Origin of the sequence: Paracoccus marinus (genome assembly GCF_007018965.1) — a bacterium.
GTDB classification, from domain to species: Bacteria; Pseudomonadota; Alphaproteobacteria; order Rhodobacterales; family Rhodobacteraceae; genus Paracoccus; species Paracoccus marinus.
In genome coordinates this window covers 89,136-113,182 of sequence record NZ_VJYZ01000015.1, presented here as the reverse complement: position 1 = coordinate 113,182, position 24,047 = coordinate 89,136, and the positions used below count along the sequence as shown (strand labels likewise).

The window sequence follows — 24,047 nt, the reverse complement described above, 5'->3', positions numbered from 1 at the left end:
GCCATCGAGGACCTCATGCCCTGGCGCTTCAACCAGCCGTCAAGCATCGCCGCATAGGGCAACGACCTCGCGCTTACCGAAAGCTAAAGATCGGCCGGAGTCATCTTCACGACGGAGGAAAGAGATGGCCTCGGAGACGAAGCAGCCACGGTCCCTGTTGTTACCGCGACCGGCACTCGAAGTGGGCCTGACGAATGGACATCAGCCTCCTACTCGCGAGGCCGCTGGGACATCCAGTCGGCGCGAGCGGCTGCATGTGTATCATCTTGGGTCGTTGCGCGTATTCTTTTGCGCATTGTATTGTTCCCAGACGTGCATTCTGCCTTTCTGCCTCGCGTCAGCGAGCCAGAGCTTTCGACGCGCGCCCGGCACCTCAAGAGAGCGGTATTTTCCATCCGAGAATTTCGGCCAGTCGATGGCGAGGCCCAGCTTGACCATTTCGGCTGAAAGGTCGCGCCCATCCTTCAGATAACATCGGGCAACAGCGCGACCGTGCGAATCTTGAGCTATGATCTCCGCGCGAACAGTGTCACCTTTGCATAAGGTTATCAGGGCACTTTTGGCGTTTCTACCGAACGGATGGTCGAGTTCGGGAGCATCAATCCCAAACAGGCGAACCTGAGTTTTTCGGATTGTAATGGTGTCTCCATCGACCACATAGGCGCTGCCTTGGACCACCTTCTTGCTAAGCGGCGGCTTTTCAACCGTGTCTTCGGAACGTGGGGGTACGTCTTGCGACGTCCAATCAGTATGTTTGGCAATTGTCTCGCGACTGACGCGTATGAAAAAGACGACGAAGAAGACAATAGCAAGGAACAGCAAGAAAGGTATCGTTTCCATCATTCGACCCATCCATGTCTGCTATTCACGAGCACGCCCGCGAATAGCAGCGCCGCTGCCTCCGCGAAGCGTCGCCGCCGGCGGTCAGCTCGTTCAGTGTATTCCGCTCTGCTGACATGACAACGCCGCCCCCCATTGGGGGCGGCGCAAGGTTCTTGCATGCTCAGGCGATCAGCCGCGGTTCTTCAGCGCCGCGCCCAGGATGTCGCCCAGCGACGCGCCCGAGTCGGACGAGCCGTACTGGTCGATCGCTTCCTTTTCCTCGGCGATCTCGCGCGCCTTGATCGACAGGCCCAGACGGCGGGTCTTGGTGTCGATGTTGGTCACGCGGGCGTCGATGGTGTCGCCGACCTGGAAGCGCTCGGGGCGCTGGTCCTGGCGGTCGCGGGCAAGGTCCGAGCGGCGGATGAACGACTTGACGCCGTTGTATTCCACCTCGATCCCGCCTTCCTCGACGGCCGTCACGGCCACCGAGACGATCGAGCCACGCTTCACGCCGTCAACGGCTTCCGACATGGTGTCGTTTTCCAGCGCCTTGATCGACAGCGAGATACGCTCTTTCTCGACGTCGACTTCCTGCACCGCCGCGCGGACGACGTCGCCCTTGCGGAAGTTCTGGATCGCGTCCTCGCCGCGCTGGTCCCACGACAGGTCCGACAGGTGGACCATGCCGTCGATGTCGCCTTCCAGGCCCACGAACAGACCGAACTCGGTAATGTTCTTGACCTCGCCCTCGATCTGGGTGCCGGCGGGGTGGGTTTCGGCGAACACTTCCCACGGGTTGCGCTGGGTCTGCTTGAGGCCCAGGCTCACGCGGCGCTTCTGCTCGTCGATTTCCAGCACCATGACGTCGACTTCCTGCGAGGTCGAGACGATCTTGCCGGGGTGGACGTTCTTCTTGGTCCAGGACATTTCCGAGACGTGGACCAGCCCCTCGATCCCGGCTTCCAGCTCCACGAAGGCGCCGTAGTCGGTGATGTTGGTGACGCGGCCCTTGTGGACCGACCCGATCGGGAACTTGTCCGCGACGGTGTCCCACGGATCGGACTGGAGCTGCTTCATGCCCAGGCTGATGCGGTGGGTTTCCTTGTTGATCTTGACGACCTGGACCTTGACGGTCTCGCCGATCGCCAGGATCTCGGACGGGTGGTTCACGCGGCGCCACGCCATGTCGGTGACGTGCAGCAGGCCGTCAACACCGCCCAGATCGACGAACGCGCCATATTCGGTGATGTTCTTGACGACGCCGTCAACGACCTGACCCTCGTGCAGGTTGGCAATGACTTCGGCACGCTGTTCGGCGCGGCTTTCTTCCAGGATCGCACGGCGCGACACGACGATGTTGCCGCGGCGACGGTCCATCTTGAGGATCTGGAACGGCTGCTTGAGACCCATGAGCGGGCCTGCGTCGCGCACCGGGCGCACATCGACCTGCGAACCCGGCAGGAACGCCACGGCGCCGCCCAGGTCCACGGTGAAGCCGCCCTTGACGCGGCCGAAGATGGCGCCGTCGACGCGCTCTTCCTTGGCGTAGGCTTGCTCCAGGCGGTCCCACGCCTCTTCGCGGCGGGCTTTCTCGCGGCTGATCGAGGCTTCGCCGCGCGCATTCTCGACGCGGTCAAGGAAGACTTCGACTTCGTCGCCGACCTGCAGGCTGGCTTCCTCGCCGGGGCCTGCGAATTCCTTAAGATCGACGCGGCCTTCCATCTTGTAGCCGACGTCGATGATGGCCTGGCCCGCCTCGATGGCGATGACCTTGCCGCGCACGACCGAGCCTTCGCTGGGCGTGTCGATCTCGAGGCTGTCGTTCAGGAGGGCCTCGAACTCCTCCATGGATGCGTTCTTCGCCATGTGGCGCTGTTATCCTTTGCGTTGCACTTTACGGGCCGGGCGGTTGGCTCCGCCGGTCTGATTGTGGCGTCCCGCAGGCGGTGACCGGGCAACGACAAAGGGTCGCGGCTGAGCGCCCGACCCGATAGCAGCGGCCTGTTGTGGCCATGTCGCCTGAAGCATGTCGCCTGAAAGACTGGCGCGCGTATACCGCGCCGGACGCCGCCGCGCAAGGCGGGCGACGCCCCGCCGAGGGAACGGGGGTCAAAGACGGGTCGCGGCCAGCTTGATCCCGAACCCCACGAACACGACCCCGACCGCCCGGTTGATCCAGCCGAGGACCCGGGGGCTGCGCCCGATCCGCGTCCCGAGCCGCGCGCCGGCAAGGATCATCGCGCCGTAGATCAGCGGACCCATGAGCCACACGACCACGCAGTGAAGCGCCATCTGCGCCCAGGCGGGACCCGCCCCCGCGACCACCTGCTGGGGCAGGAACGCCACGAAGAACAGGATCGCCTTGGGGTTCAGCAGGTTGATCAGCACCCCGTCTCGCCAGATCCGGGCGGGCCCGTGGGCGGCCGAGGTCCGGTCGACCGCCAGCGGCGACGCCGATGCCCGCAGCGCCCCGATCCCCAGCCAGACGAGCCACGCGGCCCCCGCCCACTTGATCGCACCCAGCGCCGCGGGCGATGCCGCGATCACCGCCGCCAGCCCGGCGAAGGCTGCCGTCCCCTGCAGCACCGCGCCCGTCATCACCCCCGACATCGCGATCAGCCCGTGCCTGCGCCCGCCCGAAAACGTGCGACCCAGCATGTAGGCCATGTCGGGTCCGGGCACGATAATGATGAGGACGCAGGCGGTGAGGAAGTAGGTCCAGTGGAGGTAGGTATAATCGAACATGCGGCACCTGTGTTCGCGTCGGACGTTGCGGGTGTTCCGGCTATGTTCTCTTTCTACCCGCGGCGCGGGGTTCGTCAACGAGGAAGGCTCAGCCTTCCATCCGCGCCTCGACCTCGGCCACCGCGCGGGCGATCGCCTCGTCGATGCTGAGGGCGGTGGTATCAAGGAACACCGCGTCGGGCGCGGGGCGCAGCGGGGTCGTCGCGCGGGTGCTGTCGCGGGCGTCGCGGTCGCGCAGCTGCGCCAGGATCTCGTCCTCGTCGGCGTCAAGTTCCGCCGCGCGCCGCTGTGCGCGGGTGCGGTCGTCGGCGATGACGTACAGCTTGACCTCGGCATGCGGGCAGATCGCCGTGCCGATGTCGCGCCCGTCGAGGATCGCGCCCGGTTCCTGCGCGGCGAAGCGGCGCTGGAAGTCGATCAGGGCCGCGCGCACCTCGGGGATGGCCGCGACGATGCTGGCGGTCACGCCGGCCTCGGCCGACCGCAGGTCGGGGCGGGACAGGTCGGCGGGGCCGAGCGCAAGCGCGGCGGCGATCGGATCGCCCCCCATCGCGCCCACCGCGCGGTAAAGCAGCCCGGTGTCGAGATGGGCAAAGCCGTAATGCGCGGCCAGGGCGCGCGCGATGGTGCCCTTGCCCGAGGCGGCGGGGCCGTCGATGGCGATGGTGAAGGGCATGTGGCTTCTCCCGCAGCGTGGCCGTTACATGCCATGCGCCGCCGCCGCGGGGAACCCGCGTCAGACCACCGCGGCCTCGGTCATCGGGCGCCCGTCCAGCACCCGTTGCAGCGACAGGGGCGACAGGTCCAGCGTCACCCAGTCCCCATGCACGATCTGCTCGGCGATCCCGCGCCCGACCGCCGGCGCCTGCTGCAACCCGTGGCCGGAAAAGCCGTTCGCGTGATAGAGGTTCGGCACCTGCGGATTGCGCCCGAGGATCGCGTTCTGGTCGAGCGTGTTGAACGCATAATGCCCGGCCCACAGCCGCACCACCTTTGCCGCGCCGAACCCTTCGGCGCGGTTGTAGAGCGCGGGCCAGACCTCGTCCTCGAACAGCGCGTGCTCGGGCTCGAAGTCGTTTTCGTCGCAGGGCCCGTCGGTCGCGGGCACGGTCGCAGCAAGCCACTGGCCGTGCTCGGGGCGGAACCAGATGCCCGAGGGGTCGATCACCAGCGGCGCGTCGGGGTGGCGGGCCTCGGGCGCGTCCACCACGAACACGGTGCGCTTGCGCGGCTCCACCGGCAGATCAAGGCCCGCCGTCCGCATCAGCATGGCCGCGCGGGGACCGATGCAGTTGACATAGGCCTGCGCCGTCCGGCGCCCGCCCTGTTCCAGCACGGCGGCCGCGATCCGGTCGCCGTCGCGTTCCAGCGCCACCACCCGGTCGCGCACGAACCGCACGCCCGCCGCCCGGGCCGCGTTCCGCAACCCGCCAAGCAGGCCCATGTTGTCGAAGAACCCCTCGTCCCGCGACCCCCACGACCCGGCGGCGATATCGTCGAACCCCATCCATGGGAACTTCGCCGCAAGCTCGGCGGGGTCCAGCACCCTCGTCCCGGCCCCAAGGCCGCGCTGCATCTCGGCCAGGCTTTCCAGCGTCGCGGCCCCGGTCTCGGTCCGGGCGAGGAACAGGTAGCCGTTTTCCCGGAACCCGAGGTCCGGCACCTCGCCCGCGGGACCGGTGTGGCGGGCGAAATCGCGGATGAAATCGACGCCGAAGCGGCTGATCTGCACGTTGACCGGGTCGGAAAACTGCATCCGTATCCCGGATGCCGCAAGCGCCGTCGAACTGGTGGCGTAGGTCGGATCGGGCTCGACCACTTCGATGTCGAGCGAAGGGTCCAGCCGCTTCAGCCAGAACGCCACCGAAGCGCCCATCACCGCGCCCCCCGCGATCAGCACGTCGACCATACCGGCATCCCCCTTCCGCTTGTCCCCGGGGCCAAGCGTTGGCGCAGGGTGCGGGCGGGCGCAAGACCCCGCTGCGGGTCGGGCGTGCCCCGCGGCGCGCGGGCAAGGCGCTGGACCTTGGCCGCGGTTTGGGCGATACCGCACCCCAAGGTTGCCGCAAGGATCACGTCCATGCCGTCGAAGACGTCCTCGATCATCTACCGCCTGCTGACCTGGTGGAACGGGCAGACGCTGAACACCCAGGTCTGGACCGCGCTCAACGGCAGCAAGGTCGGCGAGGACGAGCAGGGCAACGTCTATTACCAGAAGGACGGCGGCAAGCGGCGCTGGGTCATCTACAACGGCGAGTCCGAGGCGAGCCGCGTCAGCCCCGAATGGCACGGCTGGCTGCACCATACCTACGACGAGCCGCCGACCCGCGCGCCGCTGGCGCACAAGCCGTGGGAACAGCCGCACCGGCCCAACATGACCGGCACCCCCGCCGCCTATCACCCGGCCGGGTCGCTCTTGCTCGCGGACCCGATCAAGCGCCGCGACTACGACGCCTGGCAGCCCGAATAAGGGTCGCGCGATGCGGCGAAGCCTCGCCCTCGTTGCGGCCGGGATGCTGGTCGCGGCCGCCACGCCGCCCGCGTTCGCGCAGGATGCCGCGGTGCGGGCCGTGCGCGCGAACGGCGCGCTGCTGCGCGGGCTCGACAAGATTTCCGGGACGACGACCGACCTGCCGCTCGCGGTCGGCGGCAGCATCGACTTCGGTCGCCTGACCGTGCGGCTGGGCGAATGCCGCCAGCCCGCCGACGACCCGGAATCCGACGCCTTCGCGCAGATGACGATCACCGACCGGCAGGCGGGCAGCACCGCGTTTTCCGGCTGGATGATTGCATCGTCCCCGGCGCTGTCGGCGCTGGACGATTCGCGCTATGACATCTGGGTCGTCAACTGCAACGATGGCACCGACGCGGCGCGCCCCGAACTCGTCTACGAACCCGACACGACCCCCCAGCCCGAGGACGTGGGCGAGGGCGGTCCGGCCCCGGGCGAAGTTGTCGATCTGGGCGGCGAGATCAGGAACGACAGCGGCGTCGAGACGGGCGAGGAGACGGCTGGCGACGATGCTGCCGCAGATGACGCGGTCGCCGCAGACGACGCATCTGAACCCGCTGAGCCCGCCGTGACCTCGCCCCTCGTCCCGCCGCCCCGACGCAGGCCCTGAAAGCGGGGCTTCGTTCCCCCGTCGGGCCTTCAGCCGGGCGCCGGCCCGGTCGAGCCGCGCACCAGCAATTCCGGCCGCAGCACCGTCTCGCGCGGGATTTCCTCGCCCCCGATCCGCGCCAGCAGCGTGCGGGCGGCGGTCCGGCCCAGGTCCTGCTTGGGCTGACGGATGGTCGTCAGGGGCGTGGGCAGGTGCGCGACCCAGTCGATGCCGTCGAAGCCCACCACCGACACCTCGCCGGGGATCGACACGCCCGCGCGCTGCAACTCGGCCATGAACCCGGCCGCCATCTCGTCGCTGAACGCCGCGATCCCGGTGGGGCGGGCGGCGGGATCCGAGGCGAGCCACGCGGCCCCGGCGCGCGCGCCCGCCTGCAGCGTGAAATCGCCCGCATATTCCTGCGGCGGCTGTGCCAGCGCGGCCCGCAGGCCGTCCATCCGCGACAGGTGCAGGACGTTGTCGGCGGGCCCGCCGATGACGCCGATGCGGCGATGCCCCAGCGCGGCAAGATGCCCCGCCGCCATCGCCGCCCCGGCGGCGTTGTCCAGCACCACGCGCGGCAGATCGGTGCCGTCGATCCATTCGCAGGCCATCACCACCGGCGGCGCGTCGGGCAGCGCGCGCAGGTCCGCGGGCGTGACCTGCCCGTCCAGAAGGATGATCCCGTCGGCGCGCGAGGGATCGAGAAAGCGGTTGAGCGCGCGGTGCCGTCCGCCCGCATCCATCGTGTCGCCGACCAGAAGGTCGTAGCCGGCGGCGCTGACTTCCTGCCCCATCCCGGCCAGGATCTTGGCGAAGAACGGGTTCGCGAGGTTCGGCACCAGCGCCACGATCGCGCCGGTGCGCTGCTTGCGCAGGTTCCGCGCGGCGTGGTTCATCCGGTACCCGGTCGCCTCGACCGCCTGGAACACCGCGTCGCGGGCGGCGGGGGACACCATCTCGGGCCGCGACAGCGCCCGGCTGACGGTCGCGGGTGACACGCCGGCGCGGCGTGCCACGTCGGTCAGGCGGATGGTGGGCTGAGGCGCATCGGTCATGCCCGCTACGCTAGTGCCGAGGGGCGCGATCGCGCAAGCCGCCGTGAAACCGTTTGCACGTGCCAGGTGATAATCGTTGCAACCGATTTCAGGCTGTGCATTGCTGAGCCGTGGAAAGGCGGAGGCATGATGCGGACGATCAAGGGACCGGCCCTGTTTCTGGCGCAGTTCGCGTCGGACGTGCCGCCGTTCGGCGACTGGCACGGGATCACCGCATGGGCGGCCTCGCTCGGCTATGAAGGGGTGCAGGTGCCGAGCGGCGACTCGCGGCTGTTCGATCTGGACCTCGCCGTCAGCTCGCAGGACTGGCGGGATGAGTTTCTTGGCATCGCCGCGGCGAACGGCATCGCCGTAACCGAACTGTCGTGCCACCTGCAGGGCCAGCTGGTCGCCGTGCATCCCGCCTATGACGCGGCCTTCGACACATTCGCGCCACAAGCCCTGCGCGGGAACGCAAAGGCGCGGCAGGACTGGGCCGCCGATCAGGTCGGCAAGACGATCCGCGCGAGCCGCCTGCTCGGCCTCGATGCGATGGCGACGTTTTCGGGCGCGCTGGCTTGGCCCTATCTCTACCCCTGGCCGCAGCGCGCGCCGGGGCTGGTCGAGACCGCGTTCGACACCCTCGCCGCGCGCTGGCGGCCGCTGCTGGAGATGGCCGAGGATCACGGGATCGACGTCTGCTACGAGCTTCATCCCGGCGAAGACCTGCACGACGGCGTCACGTTCGAGATGTTCCTGGACCGCGTGGGCCACCACGCCCGCGCGAACCTGCTGTACGATCCATCGCATTTCGTGCTGCAGCAGCTGGACTACCTGGACCACATCGACATCTATCACGACCGCATCCGCATGTTTCACGTCAAGGACGCCGAGTTCCGGCCGACGGGTCGGCAGGGCGTCTATGGCGGGTTCCAGAACTGGGCGGATCGCGCGGGCCGCTTCCGCAGCCCGGGCGACGGGCAGGTGGACTTCGCGCAGGTTTTTTCGAAGCTCGCCAAGCACGACTTCCCGGGCTGGGCGGTCGTGGAATGGGAATGCGCGCTGAAGCACCCCGAGGACGGGGCGCGCGAGGGGGCCGAGTTCGTGCGCCGGCACATCATCCGCACCACGCCCCACGCGTTCGACGACTTCGCCGCGCAGGCGCCGGACAAGGCGGCCGTCGCCGCCGCGCTGGGGCTGGCATGATGACGGCGATCCCCTTGGGCATGGTCGGCGGCGGCGAGGGCGCGTTCATCGGCGCCGTCCACCGCATCGCCGCGCGCTTGGACGGCCGGTTCCGGCTGGTTGCGGGGGCGCTGTCGTCGGACCCGGCGCGGGCGGAGGCGTCGGCGCGCGACCTCGGCCTCGACCGCAGCTATTCCGACTTTCGCGAGATGGCGCGGGCGGAAGCCGCGCGCGAGGACGGCATCCGCGCGGTGTCGGTGGTGACGCCGAACCACCTTCACGCGGCGGTGGCGACCGCCTTTCTCGACGCCGGCATCCACGTCATCTGCGACAAGCCGCTGGCCGCGACGGCCGGGCAGGCGCAGGCTATCGCGGACGCGGCCGCCCGCAGCACCGCGCGGCTGTTCCTGACCCACAACTACTGCGCCCACCCGATGGTGCGCGAGGCGCGCGCGATCGTGGCCGAGGGCGGGATCGGCGATCTGCGGCTGGTGCAGGCGGAGTTCCTGCAGGGCTGGCTGGCCGACGACACCCGCAGCAAGCAGGCCGACTGGCGCACCGATCCGCAGATGGCCGGGGCGGGCGCGATCGGCGACATCGGCACCCATGCGTGGCAGCTTGCGGCCTTCGTCACCGGGCAGGTGCCTGACCGGATCTCGGCGGACCTCTCCAGCATGGTGGCGGGGCGGCGGGTGGACGACGACGCGCGGATCGCCCTGCGCTATGCGTCGGGCGCGAAGGGCGGGCTGTGGTGCAGCCAGGTCGCCGTGGGGCAGGAGGGCGGGCTGTCGCTGCGCGTGTTCGGCACGAAGGGCGCGCTGGAATGGCGGCTGGACGACGCCGAGCGGCTGGTATTCACGCCGAAGGACGGGCCCGCGCAGCTGCTGACCCGCGCCCGCGACCGCTCGGCCTCGTCGCGCACGCCCACGGGCCACCCCGAAGGGTATCTGGAAGCATTCGCCAACCTATACGCCGACATCGCCGACGTGATCAGCGGCGACCTGCGCCACGCGGACCGTATCCCGGGCCTTGCCGACGGGCTGTCGGGCATGGCCTTCATCGCTGCCGCGCAGGCGTCGTCTGCAAAGGACGGCGCGTGGGTCGAGGTGACGCCATGACCGCGCCCGTCCTCGCCCTGTCCGCCGTCACCCGCCGCTTCGGCGAGATCGAGGTGCTGCACGGCGTCGATCTTGCCCTGCAGGCGGGTGAGGTTCACGCCCTGATAGGCGAGAACGGCGCCGGCAAGTCCACGATCATGAAGATCCTCGGCGGGTTCCTGCAACCGACCACGGGGCAGGTGCTGCTTGACGGCGAGCCTGCCGCCTACCGCAGCGGCCCGGCGGCGGAAGCGGCGGGGATCGTGGTGATCCATCAGGAATTCAACCTTGTCCCCGACCTGTCGGTGGCGGCGAACATCTTCCTGGGGCGCGAGATCACGCGCGGGCCCCGCCTTGACCACAAGGCGATGGCGGACGCGGCGGCGGCGCTGCTGGCGCGGCTCGACACCCCGATCCGGCCCGGCGCGCTGATCCGCGACCTGTCTGTCCCCGACCGGCAGATGGTCGAGATCGCAAAGGCCCTGTCGCGCCGCGCCCGCGTTCTCATCATGGACGAACCCTCGGCCGCGCTGACCCGCCGCGAGGTGGAATCGCTTTACGCGCAGGTGGACCGTCTGCGCGCGGAAGGTGTGGCGCTACTGTTCTGCTCGCACCGGCTGGACGAGGTCGCGCGGCTCGCCGACCGCATCACCGTGCTGCGCGACGGGTCGGTCGTGGGTCGTGCCGTGCGGGGCGAGATGACCGAGGACGGGATGGCGACCGCGATGGTCGGGCGCGAACTGTCGGACATCTTTCCGGCCAAGGCCGCAAGCTTTGGCGACGAATTGCTGCGGGTCGATCATCTGAACGTTGCCGGCGCGGTGCCGGTGCGCGACGCGACCCTGACGCTGCGCCACGGCGAGGTGCTGGGGATCGCGGGCCTCGTGGGCTCCGGCCGGACCGAACTGGCCGAGGCGATCGCGGGGCTGCGCCGCAGCGACGGCCGGATTTCCGTACGCGGCGCGCCCACGCAGATCGGCAGCCCTGCCGACGCCGCACGCGCGGGTATCGCGTATCTGACCGAGGACCGGAAGGAAGCGGGCCTGCTGCTGGACAAGCCGCTGACGCAGAACCTCACCCTCGCGGCGCTGGGCAGCTTCGGCTTCCGCATCGACGCCGCGCGCGAGGCCGCCGCCATGGCCGACGCCACCCGCGACTTCGACATCCGCGCCGCGTCGCCGGACATGCAAGCGGGGTCGCTGTCGGGCGGGAACCAGCAAAAGCTGCTGCTCGCCAAGACCATGCTGACCGAGCCGCGCATCGTCATCATCGACGAGCCCACGCGCGGGATCGACGTCGGCACCAAGCAGCAGATCTACCGCTTCGTCCGCTCGTTGGCGGCCGAGGGGCGCGGGGTCATCGTGATCTCGTCCGAACTGCCCGAGGTGATGGGCCTTGCCGACCGCGTGCTGGTCATGCGCCAGGGCCGGATCGCGGGCGAGGTCGCGGGCGACGCGATCACCGAGGAAAACATCGTCCGCCTTGCGATGGGCGTCGCGGGCGGCGCGGGCGGCGCGGGCAGCACCCGCCAGGACGAGACGCGGAAGGAACCGGCATGACGCGACGCATCGACTTTCACCTGCTCGGGCCGCTGGTGGCGCTGATCGGCCTGTTCATCCTTGGCGCGCTCCTGAACCCCGCCTTTCTTGCGCCCGCGAACCTGTCGAACGTGCTGGCGCGGTCGGCGTTCATCGGGCTGATCGCGGTCGGCATGACCTTCGTCATCACGCAGGGCGGGCTCGACCTGTCGGTGGGGTCGATGGCCGCGTTCCTTGCCGGCGCGATGATCATGGTGATGAACTGGCTCGCGCCGATCACAGGGGAAAACTGGTCCACGATCCTGATCGGCATGGCCGCCGCGCTGCTGGGCGGCGTGCTGGCGGGCTGGGTCAACGGCGCGCTGGTGACGAAAGCGCGGATCGAGGCGTTCATCGTCACCCTGGGCACGATGGGCATCTTCCGCAGCCTCGTGACGTGGCTGGCCGACGGCGGCACGCTGAGCCTCGATTCCGGGCTGCGCGGGCTTTACCGGCCCGTATATTTCTCGGGGATCGGCTGGATCACATGGCCGATCATCGTCTTCGCGGCCGTGGCCATTCTCGGCGAATGGCTGATGCGCCACACCCGCTTCGGCCGCCATGTCGAGGCGATCGGGTCGAACGATCGCGTCGCCCGCTATTCCGCCGTGGACGTGGAACGGGTGCGGCTGCAGACCTATGTCCTGCTGGGCGCGCTGGTGGGCCTTGCGACCATCCTCTACGTCCCGCGCCTCGGCTCGGCCTCGGGTTCGACGGGCGTCCTGTGGGAGCTTGAGGCGATCGCCGCCGTCATCATCGGCGGCACCGCGCTGAAAGGCGGCCGGGGCCGGGTCTGGGGCACGGTCGTCGGCGTCCTGATCCTGAGCCTGATCGACAACATCCTGAACCTCGCGGACATCGTCAGCCCGTATCTGAACGGCGCGATCCAGGGGATCATCATCGTGCTTGCGGTGGTGCTGCAGCGCGAGAAACGGCCCGCCGAGGTCTGAACGACGAAGCTGATCCACACGGATAATCTAGGGAGGAACCGATGATCCGTCGCAACTTGCTGAAACTCACCGTGGCCGCGGCCGCGCTGTCGATGGCGGCGGGCCAAGCCCTCGCGCAGGACGCGGCCGCCGCCGAGCCGGTCGTGATCGGGGTATCGATCCCGTCCGCGACCCACGGCTTCATGGGCGGGCTGAACTGGCACGCCCAGCAGACGATCGACCGCCTGGGCGCGGCCAATCCGAACGTCACCTTCGTCCTCGCGACGGCGGGCGATGCGGCCAAGCAGGTCGCGGACATCGAGGACATGCTGGCCACCCGCGATATCGACGGCCTGGTCGTGCTGCCGTTCGAATCCGAGCCGCTGACCGACCCGGTCAAGCAGGTGAAGGCCGCGGGCAAGTTCGTGACCGTCGTGGATCGCGGGCTTGCGGAAGAAGGGATCGAGGACCTGTACGTCGCCGGCGACAACACCGCCTTCGGCCGGGTCGCGGGCGAATACTTCCGCGACAACCTCAAGGCGGGCGGCAAGATCGTCGTGCTGCGCGGGATCCCGACCACGCTCGACAACGAGCGGGTCGAGGCGTTTCAGGCCGCGCTCGAAGGGTCCGACAAGCAGATCCTCGACATGCAGCACGGCAACTGGAACCGCGACGACGCCTTCAACGTGATGCAGGACTATCTGGCAAAATACCCGGAAATCGACGCCGTCTGGGCGGCCGACGACGACATGGCCGTGGGCGTGCTGGAAGCTATTGCGCAAGCGGGCCGCGAGGACGAGATGGTCGTGGTCGGCGGCGCCGGCATGAAGGAAATCGTCAAGCGGATCATGGACAAGGACCCGCAGCTGCCGGTGAACGTGACCTACCCGCCGGCGCTGATCTCGTCCGCGATCGAGATGACGGCGCTGCACTTCATGTCGGACGCGCCCATGGCCGGCCGTTACATCATCGGTAGCCAGCTGATCACGCCCGAGAACGCCGAACGCTACTACTTCCCCGACAGCCCGTTCTGATCGGCGGCTCCTCGGACCTGGAACCGGACCCGGCCCCTGCGGCCGGGTCTTGCTGTTGCGCGCGGGCCATGTGCCATCCCGCAGCGCCCCCGCGCCCCTTCCCAAGCCTTCGCCGCGCGCCTAATGAATGGCCGACGCGAGGGAGAATGCCGATGAGTCAGTCGATCCAGCCACAGCCCGGCATCATGGACATCGCGCTCTACGAACCCGGAGCGGCCCATGTCCCGGGTCGCGGAGAGGCCCTGAAGCTCAGCTCGAACGAGAACCCCTTCGGACCCTCGCCCAAAGCCCGCGACGCGGTGATCCGCGCGGCCCACGTCATGCACCGCTACCCGCCGACCGACCACGCAAGCCTTCGCCGCGCGATCGGCGAGGTCCACGGGCTGGACCCCGACCGGATCATCTGCGGCGTTGGCTCCGACGAGATCATCCACTTCCTCTGCCAGGCCTACGCGGGTCCCGGAACCGAGGTCCTGTTCACCGAGCACGGCTTCCTCATGTACCCGATCAGCGCGATGGCCGCGGGCGCGACCCCGGTGCGGGTGCGCGAACGCGCGCGCACGACCGACATCGACGCGCTGATCGAGGGGGCGACGGCCGCCACGCGGCTGGTGTTCGTCGCGAACCCCAACAACCCCACCGGAACGATGGTGCCGCTGTCGGAGCTTGAGCGCCTTGCCCGCGCGGTGCCGCAGGCGATCATCGCCATCGACGCGGCTTACGCGGAATACGCGGGCGGGGACTATGACGGCGGGGCGGCGCTGGCGACCGAACTGCCCAACGTCGTCATGCTGCGCACGTTTTCCAAGATCTACGGTCTGGGCGGCCTGCGGGTCGGCTGGGGCTACGGTCCGCGCGAGGTCATCGACGTGCTGAACCGGATCCGCGGGCCGTTCAACCTGTCCGGGCCCGCGCTCGACGGCGCGCTGGCGGCGGTCATGGACCGCGAGCACGTGGACCGCTCGCGCGCCGAGAACGCGCGGATGCGTTCGTGGCTCGCCGATGCGTTGGCGGAACGCGGCGTGCCGTCCGACCCGTCTTGGGCGAACTTTGTCCTCGCCCGCTTCGACGACGAACCGGCCGCCGCCGCCTGCGACGAGGCGCTGCGCGCCGACGGCATCATCGTGCGCCGCGTCGCGGGCTACGGCCTGCCCGAGTGCCTGCGCATCACCGTAGGCGACGAGGCGTCCTGCCGCCGCGTGGCCCACGTGATCGGCCGCTTCATGACCGACCGCGCGGCCGGGTCCGGGACGGAGCGGCCGGCATGACGGCCCGTCCGTTCCGCCGCGTGGCGCTGATCGGGCTGGGCCTCATCGCCGGGTCGATGGCCCATGCGATCCGCCAGAACGGCCTTGCGGACGAAATCGTGGGCCATGCCCGCAGCCGTGAAACCCGCGACACCGCCCGCCGGATCGGGCTGGTGGACCGGGTCTGCGACACCGCCGCCGAGGCGGTCGCGGACGCCGATCTGGTCGTCCTGTGCGTGCCGGTCGGCGCCATGGCCGACGTCGCGCGAGAGATCGCGCCCCGCCTCGCCCCCGGCGCGGTCCTGACCGATGTGGGATCGGTCAAGCAGTCGGTCATCGACGCGGTCGGCCCGCATGTCCCCGAAGGCGTCCATTTCATCCCCGGTCACCCGCTGGCCGGGACCGAACATTCCGGCCCTGAATCCGGCTTCGCGACCCTGTTTCGCGACCGCTGGTGGCTGCTGACGCCGCTGCCCGGAACCGACGAGGCGGCCCAGGCGCGGCTGCTGGCGCTGATCCGGGGCATGGGCGCGCGGACCGACACGATGGACCCGGCCCATCACGACCTCGTGCTGGCGGTCACGAGCCATGCGCCGCACCTGATCGCCTACACTATGGTCGGCGTCGCCGATCACCTGAGCCGCGTGACCGAGACCGAGGTCATCAACTACTCCGCCGCCGGGTTCCGGGATTTCACCCGGATCGCGGCATCCGATCCGACAATGTGGCGCGACGTGTTCCTGCACAACCGCGAGGCCACGCTGGATATCCTCGGCCGCTTCACCGAAGAGCTGTTCATGCTGCAGCGTGCGATCCGCATGGGCGACGGCCCGTTGCTGCACGACTATTTCGGCCGCACCCGCGCGATCCGGCGCGGGATCATCGACGCGGGCCAGGACACGGCGGCCCCGGACTTCGGCCGCGCGCAGCGGGCGGACGGCAAGCCGGAAGGCTGAGCGGCGGGCTGCCTTGCGCCCGGTCGGCGCCAAGCCGGGGCAAACGGTCGAACGGACGCACCCCGCAGGATCAGCCCAGCCGGGGCGCGTTCCCGATCGGCAAGCCGCCGACGCTCGCCTTGCCGTTCCTGAACTCGACCGGCAGGCGCAGCTCGCCGGGTTGCGGCTCCGGCGGGCCTGCGGGCCGGGTCTGGACCTGGATCTGTTCGGACGCGCGGCTGGTGCGTGTGTCGGCAGGGGGCATGGCCTCGGCCCCGGGCTGGTCGGCGAGGTTGGTGAGCATCGTGTTGGCCAGCGGCACGGCGCCCGCCGGCAACAGCCCCGCCGCGGCCGCCGCATCAAGAAACGCGCGGGCATCGGCGGTGTAGACGTAGATCGTGCCCGACGCGAACCCGGCCTCGTCCCGCTCGACCCGCCCCAAGACGCGCGCCGACAGGTCGCCAAGCGTCAGCGTCAGCCCGTCCGATTGCAGCCCCTGCAACTGCGGCGGCTCCGTCGCACCGGGCACGAAGGCCCGGTCCAGATAGACCCGCGCCACGCCCCTGGCGCCGACCGGCTGCGCCAGCACCGCCCCGCCATCCGGGGCGACACCGGCCGCGAACGCGCCGGGCATCAGCCCGCTGACGTCCGCAGTCACCGCATAGGCGCTGCGCGCCGCCCGCGGCGCCTGGTTGCCCAGCTTCACCAACTCGGTGGTCACGTCGATGCCGGCCAGGGCGGGCGCGCCCGAGATCGTGACCGGCCCGCTTTTCACCGCGGCCCCGGTCAGGGCCATCGAATGCAGGGGCGACAGGCGCGCGGACAGGTCCGCGTTCGTCGCCGCGACCTCTTGCATGCGGCCGGCGACCGGCAGCGTCATCGTGGGCGGCAGGGTGGCGTGAAAGCGGTTCGGCCGCGACGGCTCGGCCCAAAGCGCCAGGGCCGGGAACTGCGCCGTGCCCGCCGCAGTCGCGACCGAGGCGTCGGTCAGCCCCAGCCCGATCCGGTCGATCTGCCGCAACGGCGTCACCGCGCGGGCGTCGATCAAAGGGTCGCTTGCGATGAAGGTCGCCGCGCGGCGGGCCAGCAGCGTCTCGCCCCCAAGCCACGCCATGCCCAGAAGCGCCGCGACGACCGCCAGCAGAACCAGAAAGACACGCATCCTATTTCCCTTCGCCTGCCGCGGCCGCGCCGCCTGTCGTCTGCCGCTTGGCATCGCCGCGCGCTTTCGCGTAACCTGCGGGACGGTCAAAGGACAAGCCATGCCCGAACACTGGATCTTCGCCTACGGGTCGCTGATGTGGGACCCGCAGGTGCCTGTCGCCGAAACCGTGGTCGCGCGGGCCGACGGCTACGCCCGCAGCTTCTGCATGCGCTCGATCCAGTATCGCGGCTCGGTCGAGGCGCCGGGTCTGGTGCTGGGCCTCGATCCCTGCGATGGGGGCGCCTGCAGCGGCGTCGCGCTGCGCTTCGACCCCGGCGACTGGCCCGAGGCGCTGGCCGAGATCAGAAAGCGCGAGTTGGTCACCGAAGCCTACCGCGAGGCCGAGTTGACGCTGACCCTTGCCGACGGGCGGCGCGTCGCGGCGCTGGCCTATGTGATGCGGCACGATCATTGGCAGTATGCGGGCGGGCTGAGCGGGGCCGAGCAGGCGCGGATCATCGCCGCCGCGCGGGGCCTGCGGGGGCCGAACGCTGATTACCTGTTCAACACCGTAGCCCATCTCGATGAGCTGGGCCTGCCCGACCCTGCCCTGACCGAGCTTGCGGCCCGGGTGCGCGGCCTGATCGCGCCCGCCGATGGCGCGCCGCCCGCGCGGGATCCTTAACCCACGCGGCGCGGGTCGAGCAGCGCATAGGGGTCGGGAAAGCGGTTCAGGTAGTCCAGCATCGGCCCTGCCGCCCGCCACTGCCGACCGAGCGCGCGCCGCAACGCGCGCGCCGCGGGCCAGTGGCGTCGGTCGAGCCCCGCGGGCAGGTCGGCCGGGCGGATATCCGGCGCGAGACGCGCGTAAAGCTCGCGGTAACGCGTCGGCACCACGGATGCGGACTGCGCGAGCCAAGGTTTCGTCGGGCCGATGAAATGGATGATGAAGGGATCGGCCATCCCTAGCAAATGCGATGACGCCCAGGTGAACTGCCAGTTCCAGAGCGGGCTCATCTCGGCCCAGTTTCCGCGCAGGATGCCGTTCAGCAGCGCCTGGTCGCGCCCCAGCCGGGCGAGGTCGCTGCGGGCGAACGCCGCCGCGTGGGCCGGCATCCCTTGGGCAATCCACGCCGCCGGGTCGGCCATCACCACGCCCGCGTTGAAATAGGGGGCGGACGGCCAGCGCATCGTCTTGAACTCGGGCGCGAGCTTGCCGGGATTGCGCCACTGCCGGTTGTCGCGCACGGCTGCGAACGCATGGCCCGCCATGTCGGCCGCCATCAGCCGGGCCGGATCGGGCGACAGCGCCGTGTCGATGACCACGTCGGCATCCATGACGAGGATGCGGCGATAGACCCCAGCAAGCGCCCGCGCCGCGAACACGTCGACATAGGTCGCGAGCGAGCGGCGGGCGTCGCCGGGCAGCGATCCGGCAAGGTCCGGGTCCACCGCGCCGAAGGCGGCGATCCCCGCGCCTGCAAGCGATGCGGGCAGGTCGACCCGCTGCGGCGATCCGATCAGCACGTCGAAGCGGCGGTCGGGCAGGGCGGCAAGCTGGAGCGCCGGGACCGCCGCATAGGGCAGGTAGGCCGCGTCGCAGGCAAGGATCACGGCGCAGTCGTGGCGCGGCGAAAAGCCGGGCGTGAAGTCGGGGTCGGCGGTTGCGGGCATCGGCGGCTCCCTGACTGGATCGGGGCGCGCGCCCGCCGGGGACGGGCAGGGCGCATCCCGACCCGCCTAGCGCCGAAGGCGCGGGGTCCGCAAGGCAATGTTCCGCGCGGTGGGGGCATCGGTGCGCCGGTCGTTTCGTCATTCCAGTGCCGCCATCTGCCACAGCGACGAATTGGACGCAGGCGGTCCGTTGCGGGCGTCCGGCAGGCCGGGCAGGGCCTGCGCGCCGCCCGGCAGGATCGGGGCGCGGGCATCGCCCAGAAGCGCCGGGTTGCCCTGCGCCAGCGCCGCGAGCGATCCGCCGCCCTGCGCCATCGTGCCGACCGGCGCGCCCAGCAGAAGGCCGGGCGGCAGGTCCGAGGGGAGGTCGGGCTGTGGCGATTGGTCCATTCGCAGATCATCGGGCAGGTCGGCGGGGGTCTGTCCGGTCCACCCGTCCGCCATGTCGCTGACGGGCCCCGCGGCCGCACCGCTGTCCAGCAGCGCATCGACCGAGGTGCCGTTCGCCTGCGCGACGAACCGGTCAAGCGCGGCGATGTCGGGATCGACCGCCGCGACCCGCCGCCCGGTCCCAACGCCCGCACGAACCGAGATTCCGTGCGCCATGTCCGACCGCCACAGGTCCGGCGCCGCGCGAGTTCCGCGAGGGCGGGTGCGCGTGGGCGCCAGGCCCGCGACCTGCACGGCCTGATGCGGCCCCGCCTGCGGCAGCCCACGCTCGTTGACCATCGCCCGCAGCTGGTCGAACCGGGACAGATACCTCGACGCGTAGTGCGGGGTTCGGGAGTGGAACGCGCCCGCCGCGGCCCGCCAGTCGCCGGTGTCCTGATACAGTTCGCGCACGAACCGCGCCGCGTAGCGGGCGTTCGACAGCGGGTCCAGCATGTCGGCCACCGACGCGAAATGCTGCCCGTGCCAGCGATAATTGATCTGGAAGCAGCCGAGGTCCATGTTCGTTCGTCCCTGCCGCACCCGTTCCTCGGCGAACGCCAGAAGCGACTGGGGATCGTCGTGCCAGCTGCCCGTGCCTTCGGCATTGACGCTCCACGCCCATGGGCGCAGGCGGCCGTTCAGCTTGCGGCCGGTTTCGGTCAGCGTGAGCGCCGTCAGGATGTCGGGCGGCACCCCGCTTTCGGCGGCGGCCTGCAAGGCGGCCTGTTCGCAGACCGCGGCATAGGCTTCGGCCCGATTGTCGCCCGCCGCCGCGGCCGCACGCGCCCCCGCCGGCGCGATCAGCGCCAGCAGCATCAGCAGAAGGGACAGGACAGGGCGCGACATGACGCCCTGCCTACACCCTTCCGCCTAACGCGCGGTTAAGGGCGGGCCGTCACCATCTTCATCACCGCGCCGCCGATGTCGGCCACCGCCGCGTTCCGCGCGCTCATGTCGGCGGTCGTGTCCGAGACCGAGATCGAGATGAACACCGGCGCGCCGCCCGGCGGCGTCACCATCGCGGAGAGCGTGCGGCTGTTGTCGCCCGATCCCGACTTGTCGGCCACGTCCCAGCCCGCCGGAACCGATGGCCGCAGCAGCGCCCCGGTGACCCCGCCCGGCCGCATCCAGTCGGCAAGCTGCGCCCGCGCGGCGGGGGGCAGCGCGTCGCCGGTCAGCAGCACCTCAAGCGTGTTCGCCATCGCGGCGGGGGTCGTGGTGTCGCGGTCGTCGCCCTTGGCCAGCACGTTCAGCGCAGGCTCCAGCCGGTCCGACCGCGACACCTCGTCGCCGATCCCGCGCAGGAACTTCGTCACCTCGGACGGACCCCCCAGCCGCTCGAACAACAAATTCGCGGCGGTGTTGTCGCTTTGGTCGATGGTGGCGAGGCAGAGGTCGGCGATGGTCATGCCGCCGCCGACATGCCGTTCCGTGACCGGCGCGTGGGTGACGATGTCGTCCTGCGTCACCGCCAGTATCTCGTCCAGCGCCAGATCGCCGCCCTCGACCCGCGCGAGCACCGCGGCGCAAAGCGGGACCTTGACGGTGCTGTTCATCAGGAACCGTTCATCCTGTCGGTAGCCCCACCGCGTGCCCGCGCCGCTGTCGTGGACGGCGACGCCGATGCGGCCCTCCAGCCGCTGCTCCCATCCGCTGATCGTTGTGCGAAGGTCGTCGGCCGCGGACTGCGCGAGCGCGGGAAGGGGTGTGAGGGCGAGGGAAAGCGCAAGCGCGGCGCGGGTGAGAAACATGGGCGTATTCCTTTTGGCCATGATGAAAAGTCGTGCAACCAAGGCTATTCAGGCCGCGACGCCTGTTGCAGGCGACAAAATCTCGACCTTGCGATAAGTTCTTCTCATGCCGGATCGTCCCGACCTGCCGCTGAACGGGCTGCGTGCCTTTGAAGTCGCCGCCCGCCAAGGCAGCTTCATTCGCGCCGCGATCGAGCTGCGGGTGACGCAGGCCGCCGTCAGCCACCAGATCGCCCGGCTGGAGGATCTGCTGGGGGTGGCGCTGTTTCTCAGGACGCCCGGCGGCCTCGTCCTGACCGACGCGGGCCAGGCGATGTTCCCGGCGGTCGAGCGCGGCCTTGACGGAATCGCCCGCGCGCTCGACCGGCTGTCGGGCGGGCAGCGGGCCGAGGTCCTGAACCTGGGCGTCGTCACCACCTTTGCGACCGGCTGGCTGATCCCGCGCCTGGGCGATTTCAGCCACAGCCATCCCGGAATCACCCTACGGCTTTCGACCCACAACAACCGGGTCGAGATCGCGCGCGAGGGTCTGGACGCCGCGATCCGGTTCGGGGCGGGGCGGTGGCCGGGGCTCGAGGCGGTGGAGTTGCTGGCGGCGCCCATGACGCCGCTGTGCGCGCCTGGGCTTGCGCTGCGCGACCCGGCCGACCTGCGCGACCACCTGCTGCTCAGAAGCTACCGCGCCGACGAATGGCCGCGCTGGTTCGCCGAGGCGGGCGCGGCCTGCCCGCCCTTAACCGGCCCGGTGCTGGACAGCTCGGTCGCGCTGGCCGACCTTGCGGCGGGCGGGCACGGCGTGGCGCTGCTGCCGCTGCCGATGTTCGGGCAGGCGCTGGATGCCGGGCGGCTGGTCCGGCCGTTCGCCCAGGCGGTCACGCTGGGCAGCTATTGGCTCACGGTGCCCGGGGATCGCCGGATGACGCCGGGCACGGCGTCGCTGCTTGAATGGATGCGGGCGGAACTGGCGGGCTGAAGCGGCGATGCCTCAGCCGCACTTCGAGTTGCCGCAATCCATGCAGGTCAGGCAGTTTTCCACCTTGCGGACGGCGGTGCTGCCGCAGGCGGGGCAGGTGGGTCCGCGCGGGCGTGCGGCCGCAGCGGCCCCCAGTTCCGTCACCTCGGCCTGCGGGTCCGATTTCAGCCCCAACCCCTCGCCCGCAAGCGATCCCGTCGCGACCATGTGCCGCTCGATCACGCCGCCGATCGCCGCGAGGATGGACGGCACGTAGCGCCCCTCCATCCATGCCCCGCCGCGCGGGTCGAACACGGCCTTCAACTCTTCGACCACGAAGCTCACGTCGCCGCCGCGCCGGAACACGGCCGAGATCATGCGGGTGAGGGCCAGCGTCCAGGCGTAATGCTCCATGTTCTTCGAGTTGATGAAGATCTCGAACGGACGCCGCGCGCCGTCCATCACCACGTCGTTGATGGTGATATAGATCGCGTGCTCGCTGCCCGGGAACTTCAGCTTGTAGGTCGCGCCTTCCAGCGCCGCCGGGCGGTCCAGCGGCTCGGTAAGGTAGCCCGCGCCGGCCGCCGGCGCCGGCTGCGGCGTGGCCGCGTCGCTGACCGACAGGACGCTGCCCGTCACCTCGTTCGGGCGGTAGGTGGTGCAGCCCTTGCAGCCGAGGTGCCAGGCTTGCAGGTAGACGTCCTGAAAGGCGTCGAAGTCGATGTCCTCGGGGCAGTTGATGGTCTTGGAGATGGACGAATCCACCCATTCCTGCGCCGCCGCCTGCATCGCCACGTGGTCCAGCGGCGGCAGGGTCTGCGCGTCCACGAAATGCGCGGGCAGGGGTGCGTCGCCGTTTATGCCGCGCCACATCTGGACGGCGTGATCGACGACCTCTTCCTCGGTCCGGGTGCCGTCCTTTTGCAGGACCTTGCGCTTGTAGGCATAGGCGAAGACCGGCTCGATCCCCGAACTGACGTTGCCCGCGTAAAGGCTGATCGTCCCGGTCGGCGCGATCGAGGTCAGCAGAGCGTTGCGGATGCCGTGGGTGCGGACCGCCTCGCGCACGTCGTCGTCCATCCGCCGCATGAAGCCCGAGGCGAGATAGGCATCGGCATCGAACAGCGGGAAAGCGCCCTTCTCGCGCGCAAGGCCCGCCGAGGTCAGGTAGGCCGCGCGCGCGATCCGCTTCATCCACGCGCGCGTCGCCTTGACCGCGTCGGGGGCGCCGTAGCGCAGGCCGACCATCAGCAGCGCGTCGGCGAGCCCGGTGACGCCCAGGCCGATCCGGCGCTTGGCCGCCGCCTCGCGCGCCTGCGCCTCAAGCGGAAATCTGGACGCGTCGACGACGTTGTCCATCATCCGAACGGCGGTCGCGACCAGTTCGTCCAGCGCCGCCTCGTCCAGCCGCGCTCTGTCGGTGAACGGGTCCAGCACTAGCTTCGCGAGGTTGATCGACCCCAGCAGGCAGGCGCCGTAGGGGGGCAGGGGCTGCTCGCCGCAGGGGTTGGTGGCGCTGATCTGCTCGGCGTAGTGCAGGTTGTTGTCGGCGTTGATGCGGTCGATGAAGATCACGCCCGGCTCGGCATAGTCATAGGTCGCGCGCATGATCCGGTTCCACAGCTCGCGCGCCTGCACGGTGTGATAGACCCGGCCGCCGAACTGCAGGTCCCAGGCGGCGTCGGCCTGAACCGCCTCCATGAACGGGTCGGTGACGAGGACGGACAGGTTGAACATCCGCAGCCGGGCGCTGTCCTGCTTGGCCTTGATGAACGCCTCGATGTCTGGGTGATCGCAGCGCATCGTGGCCATCATGGCGCCCCGGCGCGACCCCGCCGACATGATCGTGCGACACATCGCGTCCCAGACGTCCATGAACGACAGCGGGCCGGATGCGTCGGCGGCGACGCCCTTCACCTCGGCCCCGCGCGGGCGGATGGTCGAGAAGTCGTAGCCGATGCCGCCGCCCTGCTGCATGGTCAGCGCGGCTTCCTTCAGCATCTCGAAGATGCCGCCCATGCTGTCGGGGATCGTGCCCATCACGAAGCAGTTGAACAGCGTCACGCTGCGCCCGGTGCCCGCGCCCGCGAGGATGCGCCCGGCGGGGAGGAAGCGGAAATCCTCGAGTGCGGCGTAGAAGCGCTCCTCCCATATCGCCGGATCGGCCTCGACGCTGGCGAGATCGCGGGCGACGCGGCGCCAGCTGTCCTCGACGGTGCCGTCCACGGGCGTTCCGTCCGCGTCCTTCAGGCGGTACTTCATGTCCCAGATCTGCTCGGCGATGGGGGCGGCGAAACGGGTCATGTCGGGGATCCTCGAAGCGGTCTGCGGGCAAAGAGGGGGTGAATGCCGCACGGCGCGGGTTCGGGCAAGCGGATAAGC

General features: G+C 70.0%; 22 protein-coding genes. 11 read left to right on the top strand and 11 right to left on the bottom strand.

What is annotated here, in order from left to right; genetic code table 11:
- Positions 1-261: 261 nt before the first annotated feature.
- The 5 genes from FNF32_RS08805 to FNF32_RS08785 form a co-directional block, all read right to left on the bottom strand.
- The gene (locus tag FNF32_RS08805; RefSeq protein ID WP_246087753.1) at positions 262-843 is read right to left on the bottom strand and encodes a thermonuclease family protein; all 582 of its coding nucleotides are present in this window, start codon (positions 841-843) and stop codon (positions 262-264) included.
- Positions 844-1,011: 168 nt separating this feature from the next.
- Positions 1,012-2,691, bottom strand: a complete 1,680-nt coding sequence (rpsA, locus tag FNF32_RS08800; RefSeq protein WP_131673531.1) for a 30S ribosomal protein S1 — start codon at positions 2,689-2,691, stop codon at positions 1,012-1,014.
- Between the two features lie 243 nt (positions 2,692-2,934).
- On the bottom strand, positions 2,935-3,570 hold the full coding sequence (locus FNF32_RS08795; RefSeq protein ID WP_131673530.1) for a LysE family translocator: 636 nt from the start codon (positions 3,568-3,570) through the stop codon (positions 2,935-2,937).
- An 88-nt stretch (positions 3,571-3,658) separates the two neighbouring features.
- Positions 3,659-4,246 carry a (d)CMP kinase gene (locus FNF32_RS08790; protein WP_131673529.1) on the bottom strand — a complete coding sequence of 196 codons (588 nt, stop codon included), beginning with the start codon at positions 4,244-4,246 and terminating at the stop codon, positions 3,659-3,661.
- A 60-nt stretch (positions 4,247-4,306) separates the two neighbouring features.
- Complete coding sequence (locus FNF32_RS08785) at positions 4,307-5,479, bottom strand: NAD(P)/FAD-dependent oxidoreductase (protein ID WP_131673528.1); 1,173 nt, start codon at positions 5,477-5,479, stop codon at positions 4,307-4,309.
- 171 nt (positions 5,480-5,650) lie between these two features.
- Here FNF32_RS08785 and FNF32_RS08780 point away from each other — a divergent pair, with 171 nt between their 5' ends.
- Positions 5,651-6,040 carry an NADH:ubiquinone oxidoreductase subunit NDUFA12 gene (locus FNF32_RS08780; RefSeq protein WP_131673527.1) on the top strand — a complete coding sequence of 130 codons (390 nt, stop codon included), beginning with the start codon at positions 5,651-5,653 and terminating at the stop codon, positions 6,038-6,040.
- 10 nt (positions 6,041-6,050) lie between these two features.
- Entirely contained in the window at positions 6,051-6,692 is a 642-nt protein-coding gene (locus FNF32_RS15810) for a DUF2155 domain-containing protein (protein ID WP_131673526.1), read from the top strand.
- 29 nt (positions 6,693-6,721) lie between these two features.
- Here the strand turns inward: FNF32_RS15810 and FNF32_RS08770 are convergent, their stop codons facing one another.
- Positions 6,722-7,729, bottom strand: a complete 1,008-nt coding sequence (locus tag FNF32_RS08770; protein ID WP_131673525.1) for a LacI family DNA-binding transcriptional regulator — start codon at positions 7,727-7,729, stop codon at positions 6,722-6,724.
- 129 nt (positions 7,730-7,858) lie between these two features.
- Here FNF32_RS08770 and FNF32_RS08765 point away from each other — a divergent pair, with 129 nt between their 5' ends.
- The 7 genes from FNF32_RS08765 (at position 7,859) to FNF32_RS08735 (ending at position 15,733) form a co-directional block, all read left to right on the top strand.
- Positions 7,859-8,914 (top strand): sugar phosphate isomerase/epimerase family protein, encoded by a 1,056-nt coding sequence (locus tag FNF32_RS08765; protein WP_131673538.1) that lies wholly within the window; start codon positions 7,859-7,861, stop codon positions 8,912-8,914.
- Complete coding sequence (locus FNF32_RS08760; RefSeq protein ID WP_131673537.1) at positions 8,914-10,011, top strand: Gfo/Idh/MocA family protein; 1,098 nt, start codon at positions 8,914-8,916, stop codon at positions 10,009-10,011. The genes FNF32_RS08765 and FNF32_RS08760 overlap by 1 nt, the downstream gene beginning before the upstream one ends.
- The gene (locus FNF32_RS08755; protein ID WP_131673536.1) at positions 10,008-11,549 is read left to right on the top strand and encodes a sugar ABC transporter ATP-binding protein; all 1,542 of its coding nucleotides are present in this window, start codon (positions 10,008-10,010) and stop codon (positions 11,547-11,549) included. Before FNF32_RS08760 ends, FNF32_RS08755 begins: the two co-directional genes overlap by 4 nt.
- Complete coding sequence (locus FNF32_RS08750; protein WP_131673524.1) at positions 11,546-12,517, top strand: ABC transporter permease; 972 nt, start codon at positions 11,546-11,548, stop codon at positions 12,515-12,517. The genes FNF32_RS08755 and FNF32_RS08750 overlap by 4 nt, the downstream gene beginning before the upstream one ends.
- Positions 12,518-12,558: 41 nt before the next feature.
- Complete coding sequence (locus FNF32_RS08745) at positions 12,559-13,530, top strand: ABC transporter substrate-binding protein (protein ID WP_131673523.1); 972 nt, start codon at positions 12,559-12,561, stop codon at positions 13,528-13,530.
- 152 nt (positions 13,531-13,682) lie between these two features.
- On the top strand, positions 13,683-14,798 hold the full coding sequence (gene hisC, locus FNF32_RS08740; protein WP_131673522.1) for a histidinol-phosphate transaminase: 1,116 nt from the start codon (positions 13,683-13,685) through the stop codon (positions 14,796-14,798).
- On the top strand, positions 14,795-15,733 hold the full coding sequence (locus tag FNF32_RS08735; protein ID WP_131673521.1) for a prephenate/arogenate dehydrogenase family protein: 939 nt from the start codon (positions 14,795-14,797) through the stop codon (positions 15,731-15,733). The genes hisC and FNF32_RS08735 overlap by 4 nt, the downstream gene beginning before the upstream one ends.
- Before the next feature lie 70 nt (positions 15,734-15,803).
- Here the strand turns inward: FNF32_RS08735 and FNF32_RS08730 are convergent, their stop codons facing one another.
- Positions 15,804-16,874, bottom strand: a complete 1,071-nt coding sequence (locus tag FNF32_RS08730) for a DUF2125 domain-containing protein (RefSeq protein WP_185961905.1) — start codon at positions 16,872-16,874, stop codon at positions 15,804-15,806.
- A 100-nt stretch (positions 16,875-16,974) separates the two neighbouring features.
- Here FNF32_RS08730 and FNF32_RS08725 point away from each other — a divergent pair, with 100 nt between their 5' ends.
- A complete protein-coding gene (locus FNF32_RS08725; RefSeq protein WP_131673519.1) occupies positions 16,975-17,541 on the top strand; it encodes a gamma-glutamylcyclotransferase in 567 nt (188 codons plus the stop codon).
- Here FNF32_RS08725 and FNF32_RS08720 read toward each other — a convergent pair.
- From FNF32_RS08720 to bla, 3 genes are all read right to left on the bottom strand, one after another.
- Positions 17,538-18,530, bottom strand: coding sequence for a glycosyltransferase family 8 protein (locus tag FNF32_RS08720; protein WP_131673518.1), 993 nt, complete (start codon positions 18,528-18,530; stop codon positions 17,538-17,540). The two genes, FNF32_RS08725 and FNF32_RS08720, sit on opposite strands and share 4 nt — an antisense overlap.
- A 138-nt stretch (positions 18,531-18,668) precedes the next feature.
- Positions 18,669-19,808 carry a lysozyme family protein gene (locus tag FNF32_RS15605; protein WP_246087752.1) on the bottom strand — a complete coding sequence of 380 codons (1,140 nt, stop codon included), beginning with the start codon at positions 19,806-19,808 and terminating at the stop codon, positions 18,669-18,671.
- Positions 19,809-19,843: 35 nt separating this feature from the next.
- Positions 19,844-20,713, bottom strand: a complete 870-nt coding sequence (bla, locus tag FNF32_RS08710) for a class A beta-lactamase (RefSeq protein ID WP_131673517.1) — start codon at positions 20,711-20,713, stop codon at positions 19,844-19,846.
- A 106-nt stretch (positions 20,714-20,819) separates the two neighbouring features.
- On the opposite strand from bla, the gene FNF32_RS08705 reads away from it, so the two are divergent.
- The gene (locus FNF32_RS08705; protein WP_131673516.1) at positions 20,820-21,686 is read left to right on the top strand and encodes a LysR substrate-binding domain-containing protein; all 867 of its coding nucleotides are present in this window, start codon (positions 20,820-20,822) and stop codon (positions 21,684-21,686) included.
- A 12-nt stretch (positions 21,687-21,698) separates the two neighbouring features.
- On the opposite strand, the gene FNF32_RS08700 is transcribed toward FNF32_RS08705, so the two are convergent.
- Positions 21,699-23,969: an adenosylcobalamin-dependent ribonucleoside-diphosphate reductase gene (locus FNF32_RS08700; protein WP_131673515.1), complete on the bottom strand. Its 2,271-nt coding sequence runs from the start codon at positions 23,967-23,969 to the stop codon at positions 21,699-21,701.
- Between the last annotated feature and the right edge of the window lie 78 nt (positions 23,970-24,047).

Coding starts and splice junctions, on each gene's coding strand:
- FNF32_RS08805 (WP_246087753.1), bottom strand. CDS start 843: ATGATGGAAACGATACCTTTCTTGCTGTTCCTTGCTATTGTCTTCTTC.
- rpsA (WP_131673531.1), bottom strand. CDS start 2,691: ATGGCGAAGAACGCATCCATGGAGGAGTTCGAGGCCCTCCTGAACGAC.
- FNF32_RS08795 (WP_131673530.1), bottom strand. CDS start 3,570: ATGTTCGATTATACCTACCTCCACTGGACCTACTTCCTCACCGCCTGC.
- FNF32_RS08790 (WP_131673529.1), bottom strand. CDS start 4,246: ATGCCCTTCACCATCGCCATCGACGGCCCCGCCGCCTCGGGCAAGGGC.
- FNF32_RS08785 (WP_131673528.1), bottom strand. CDS start 5,479: ATGGTCGACGTGCTGATCGCGGGGGGCGCGGTGATGGGCGCTTCGGTG.
- FNF32_RS08780 (WP_131673527.1), top strand. CDS start 5,651: ATGCCGTCGAAGACGTCCTCGATCATCTACCGCCTGCTGACCTGGTGG.
- FNF32_RS15810 (WP_131673526.1), top strand. CDS start 6,051: ATGCGGCGAAGCCTCGCCCTCGTTGCGGCCGGGATGCTGGTCGCGGCC.
- FNF32_RS08770 (WP_131673525.1), bottom strand. CDS start 7,729: ATGACCGATGCGCCTCAGCCCACCATCCGCCTGACCGACGTGGCACGC.
- FNF32_RS08765 (WP_131673538.1), top strand. CDS start 7,859: ATGCGGACGATCAAGGGACCGGCCCTGTTTCTGGCGCAGTTCGCGTCG.
- FNF32_RS08760 (WP_131673537.1), top strand. CDS start 8,914: ATGACGGCGATCCCCTTGGGCATGGTCGGCGGCGGCGAGGGCGCGTTC.
- FNF32_RS08755 (WP_131673536.1), top strand. CDS start 10,008: ATGACCGCGCCCGTCCTCGCCCTGTCCGCCGTCACCCGCCGCTTCGGC.
- FNF32_RS08750 (WP_131673524.1), top strand. CDS start 11,546: ATGACGCGACGCATCGACTTTCACCTGCTCGGGCCGCTGGTGGCGCTG.
- FNF32_RS08745 (WP_131673523.1), top strand. CDS start 12,559: ATGATCCGTCGCAACTTGCTGAAACTCACCGTGGCCGCGGCCGCGCTG.
- hisC (WP_131673522.1), top strand. CDS start 13,683: ATGAGTCAGTCGATCCAGCCACAGCCCGGCATCATGGACATCGCGCTC.
- FNF32_RS08735 (WP_131673521.1), top strand. CDS start 14,795: ATGACGGCCCGTCCGTTCCGCCGCGTGGCGCTGATCGGGCTGGGCCTC.
- FNF32_RS08730 (WP_185961905.1), bottom strand. CDS start 16,874: ATGCGTGTCTTTCTGGTTCTGCTGGCGGTCGTCGCGGCGCTTCTGGGC.
- FNF32_RS08725 (WP_131673519.1), top strand. CDS start 16,975: ATGCCCGAACACTGGATCTTCGCCTACGGGTCGCTGATGTGGGACCCG.
- FNF32_RS08720 (WP_131673518.1), bottom strand. CDS start 18,530: ATGCCCGCAACCGCCGACCCCGACTTCACGCCCGGCTTTTCGCCGCGC.
- FNF32_RS15605 (WP_246087752.1), bottom strand. CDS start 19,808: ATGTCGCGCCCTGTCCTGTCCCTTCTGCTGATGCTGCTGGCGCTGATC.
- bla (WP_131673517.1), bottom strand. CDS start 20,713: ATGTTTCTCACCCGCGCCGCGCTTGCGCTTTCCCTCGCCCTCACACCC.
- FNF32_RS08705 (WP_131673516.1), top strand. CDS start 20,820: ATGCCGGATCGTCCCGACCTGCCGCTGAACGGGCTGCGTGCCTTTGAA.
- FNF32_RS08700 (WP_131673515.1), bottom strand. CDS start 23,969: ATGACCCGTTTCGCCGCCCCCATCGCCGAGCAGATCTGGGACATGAAG.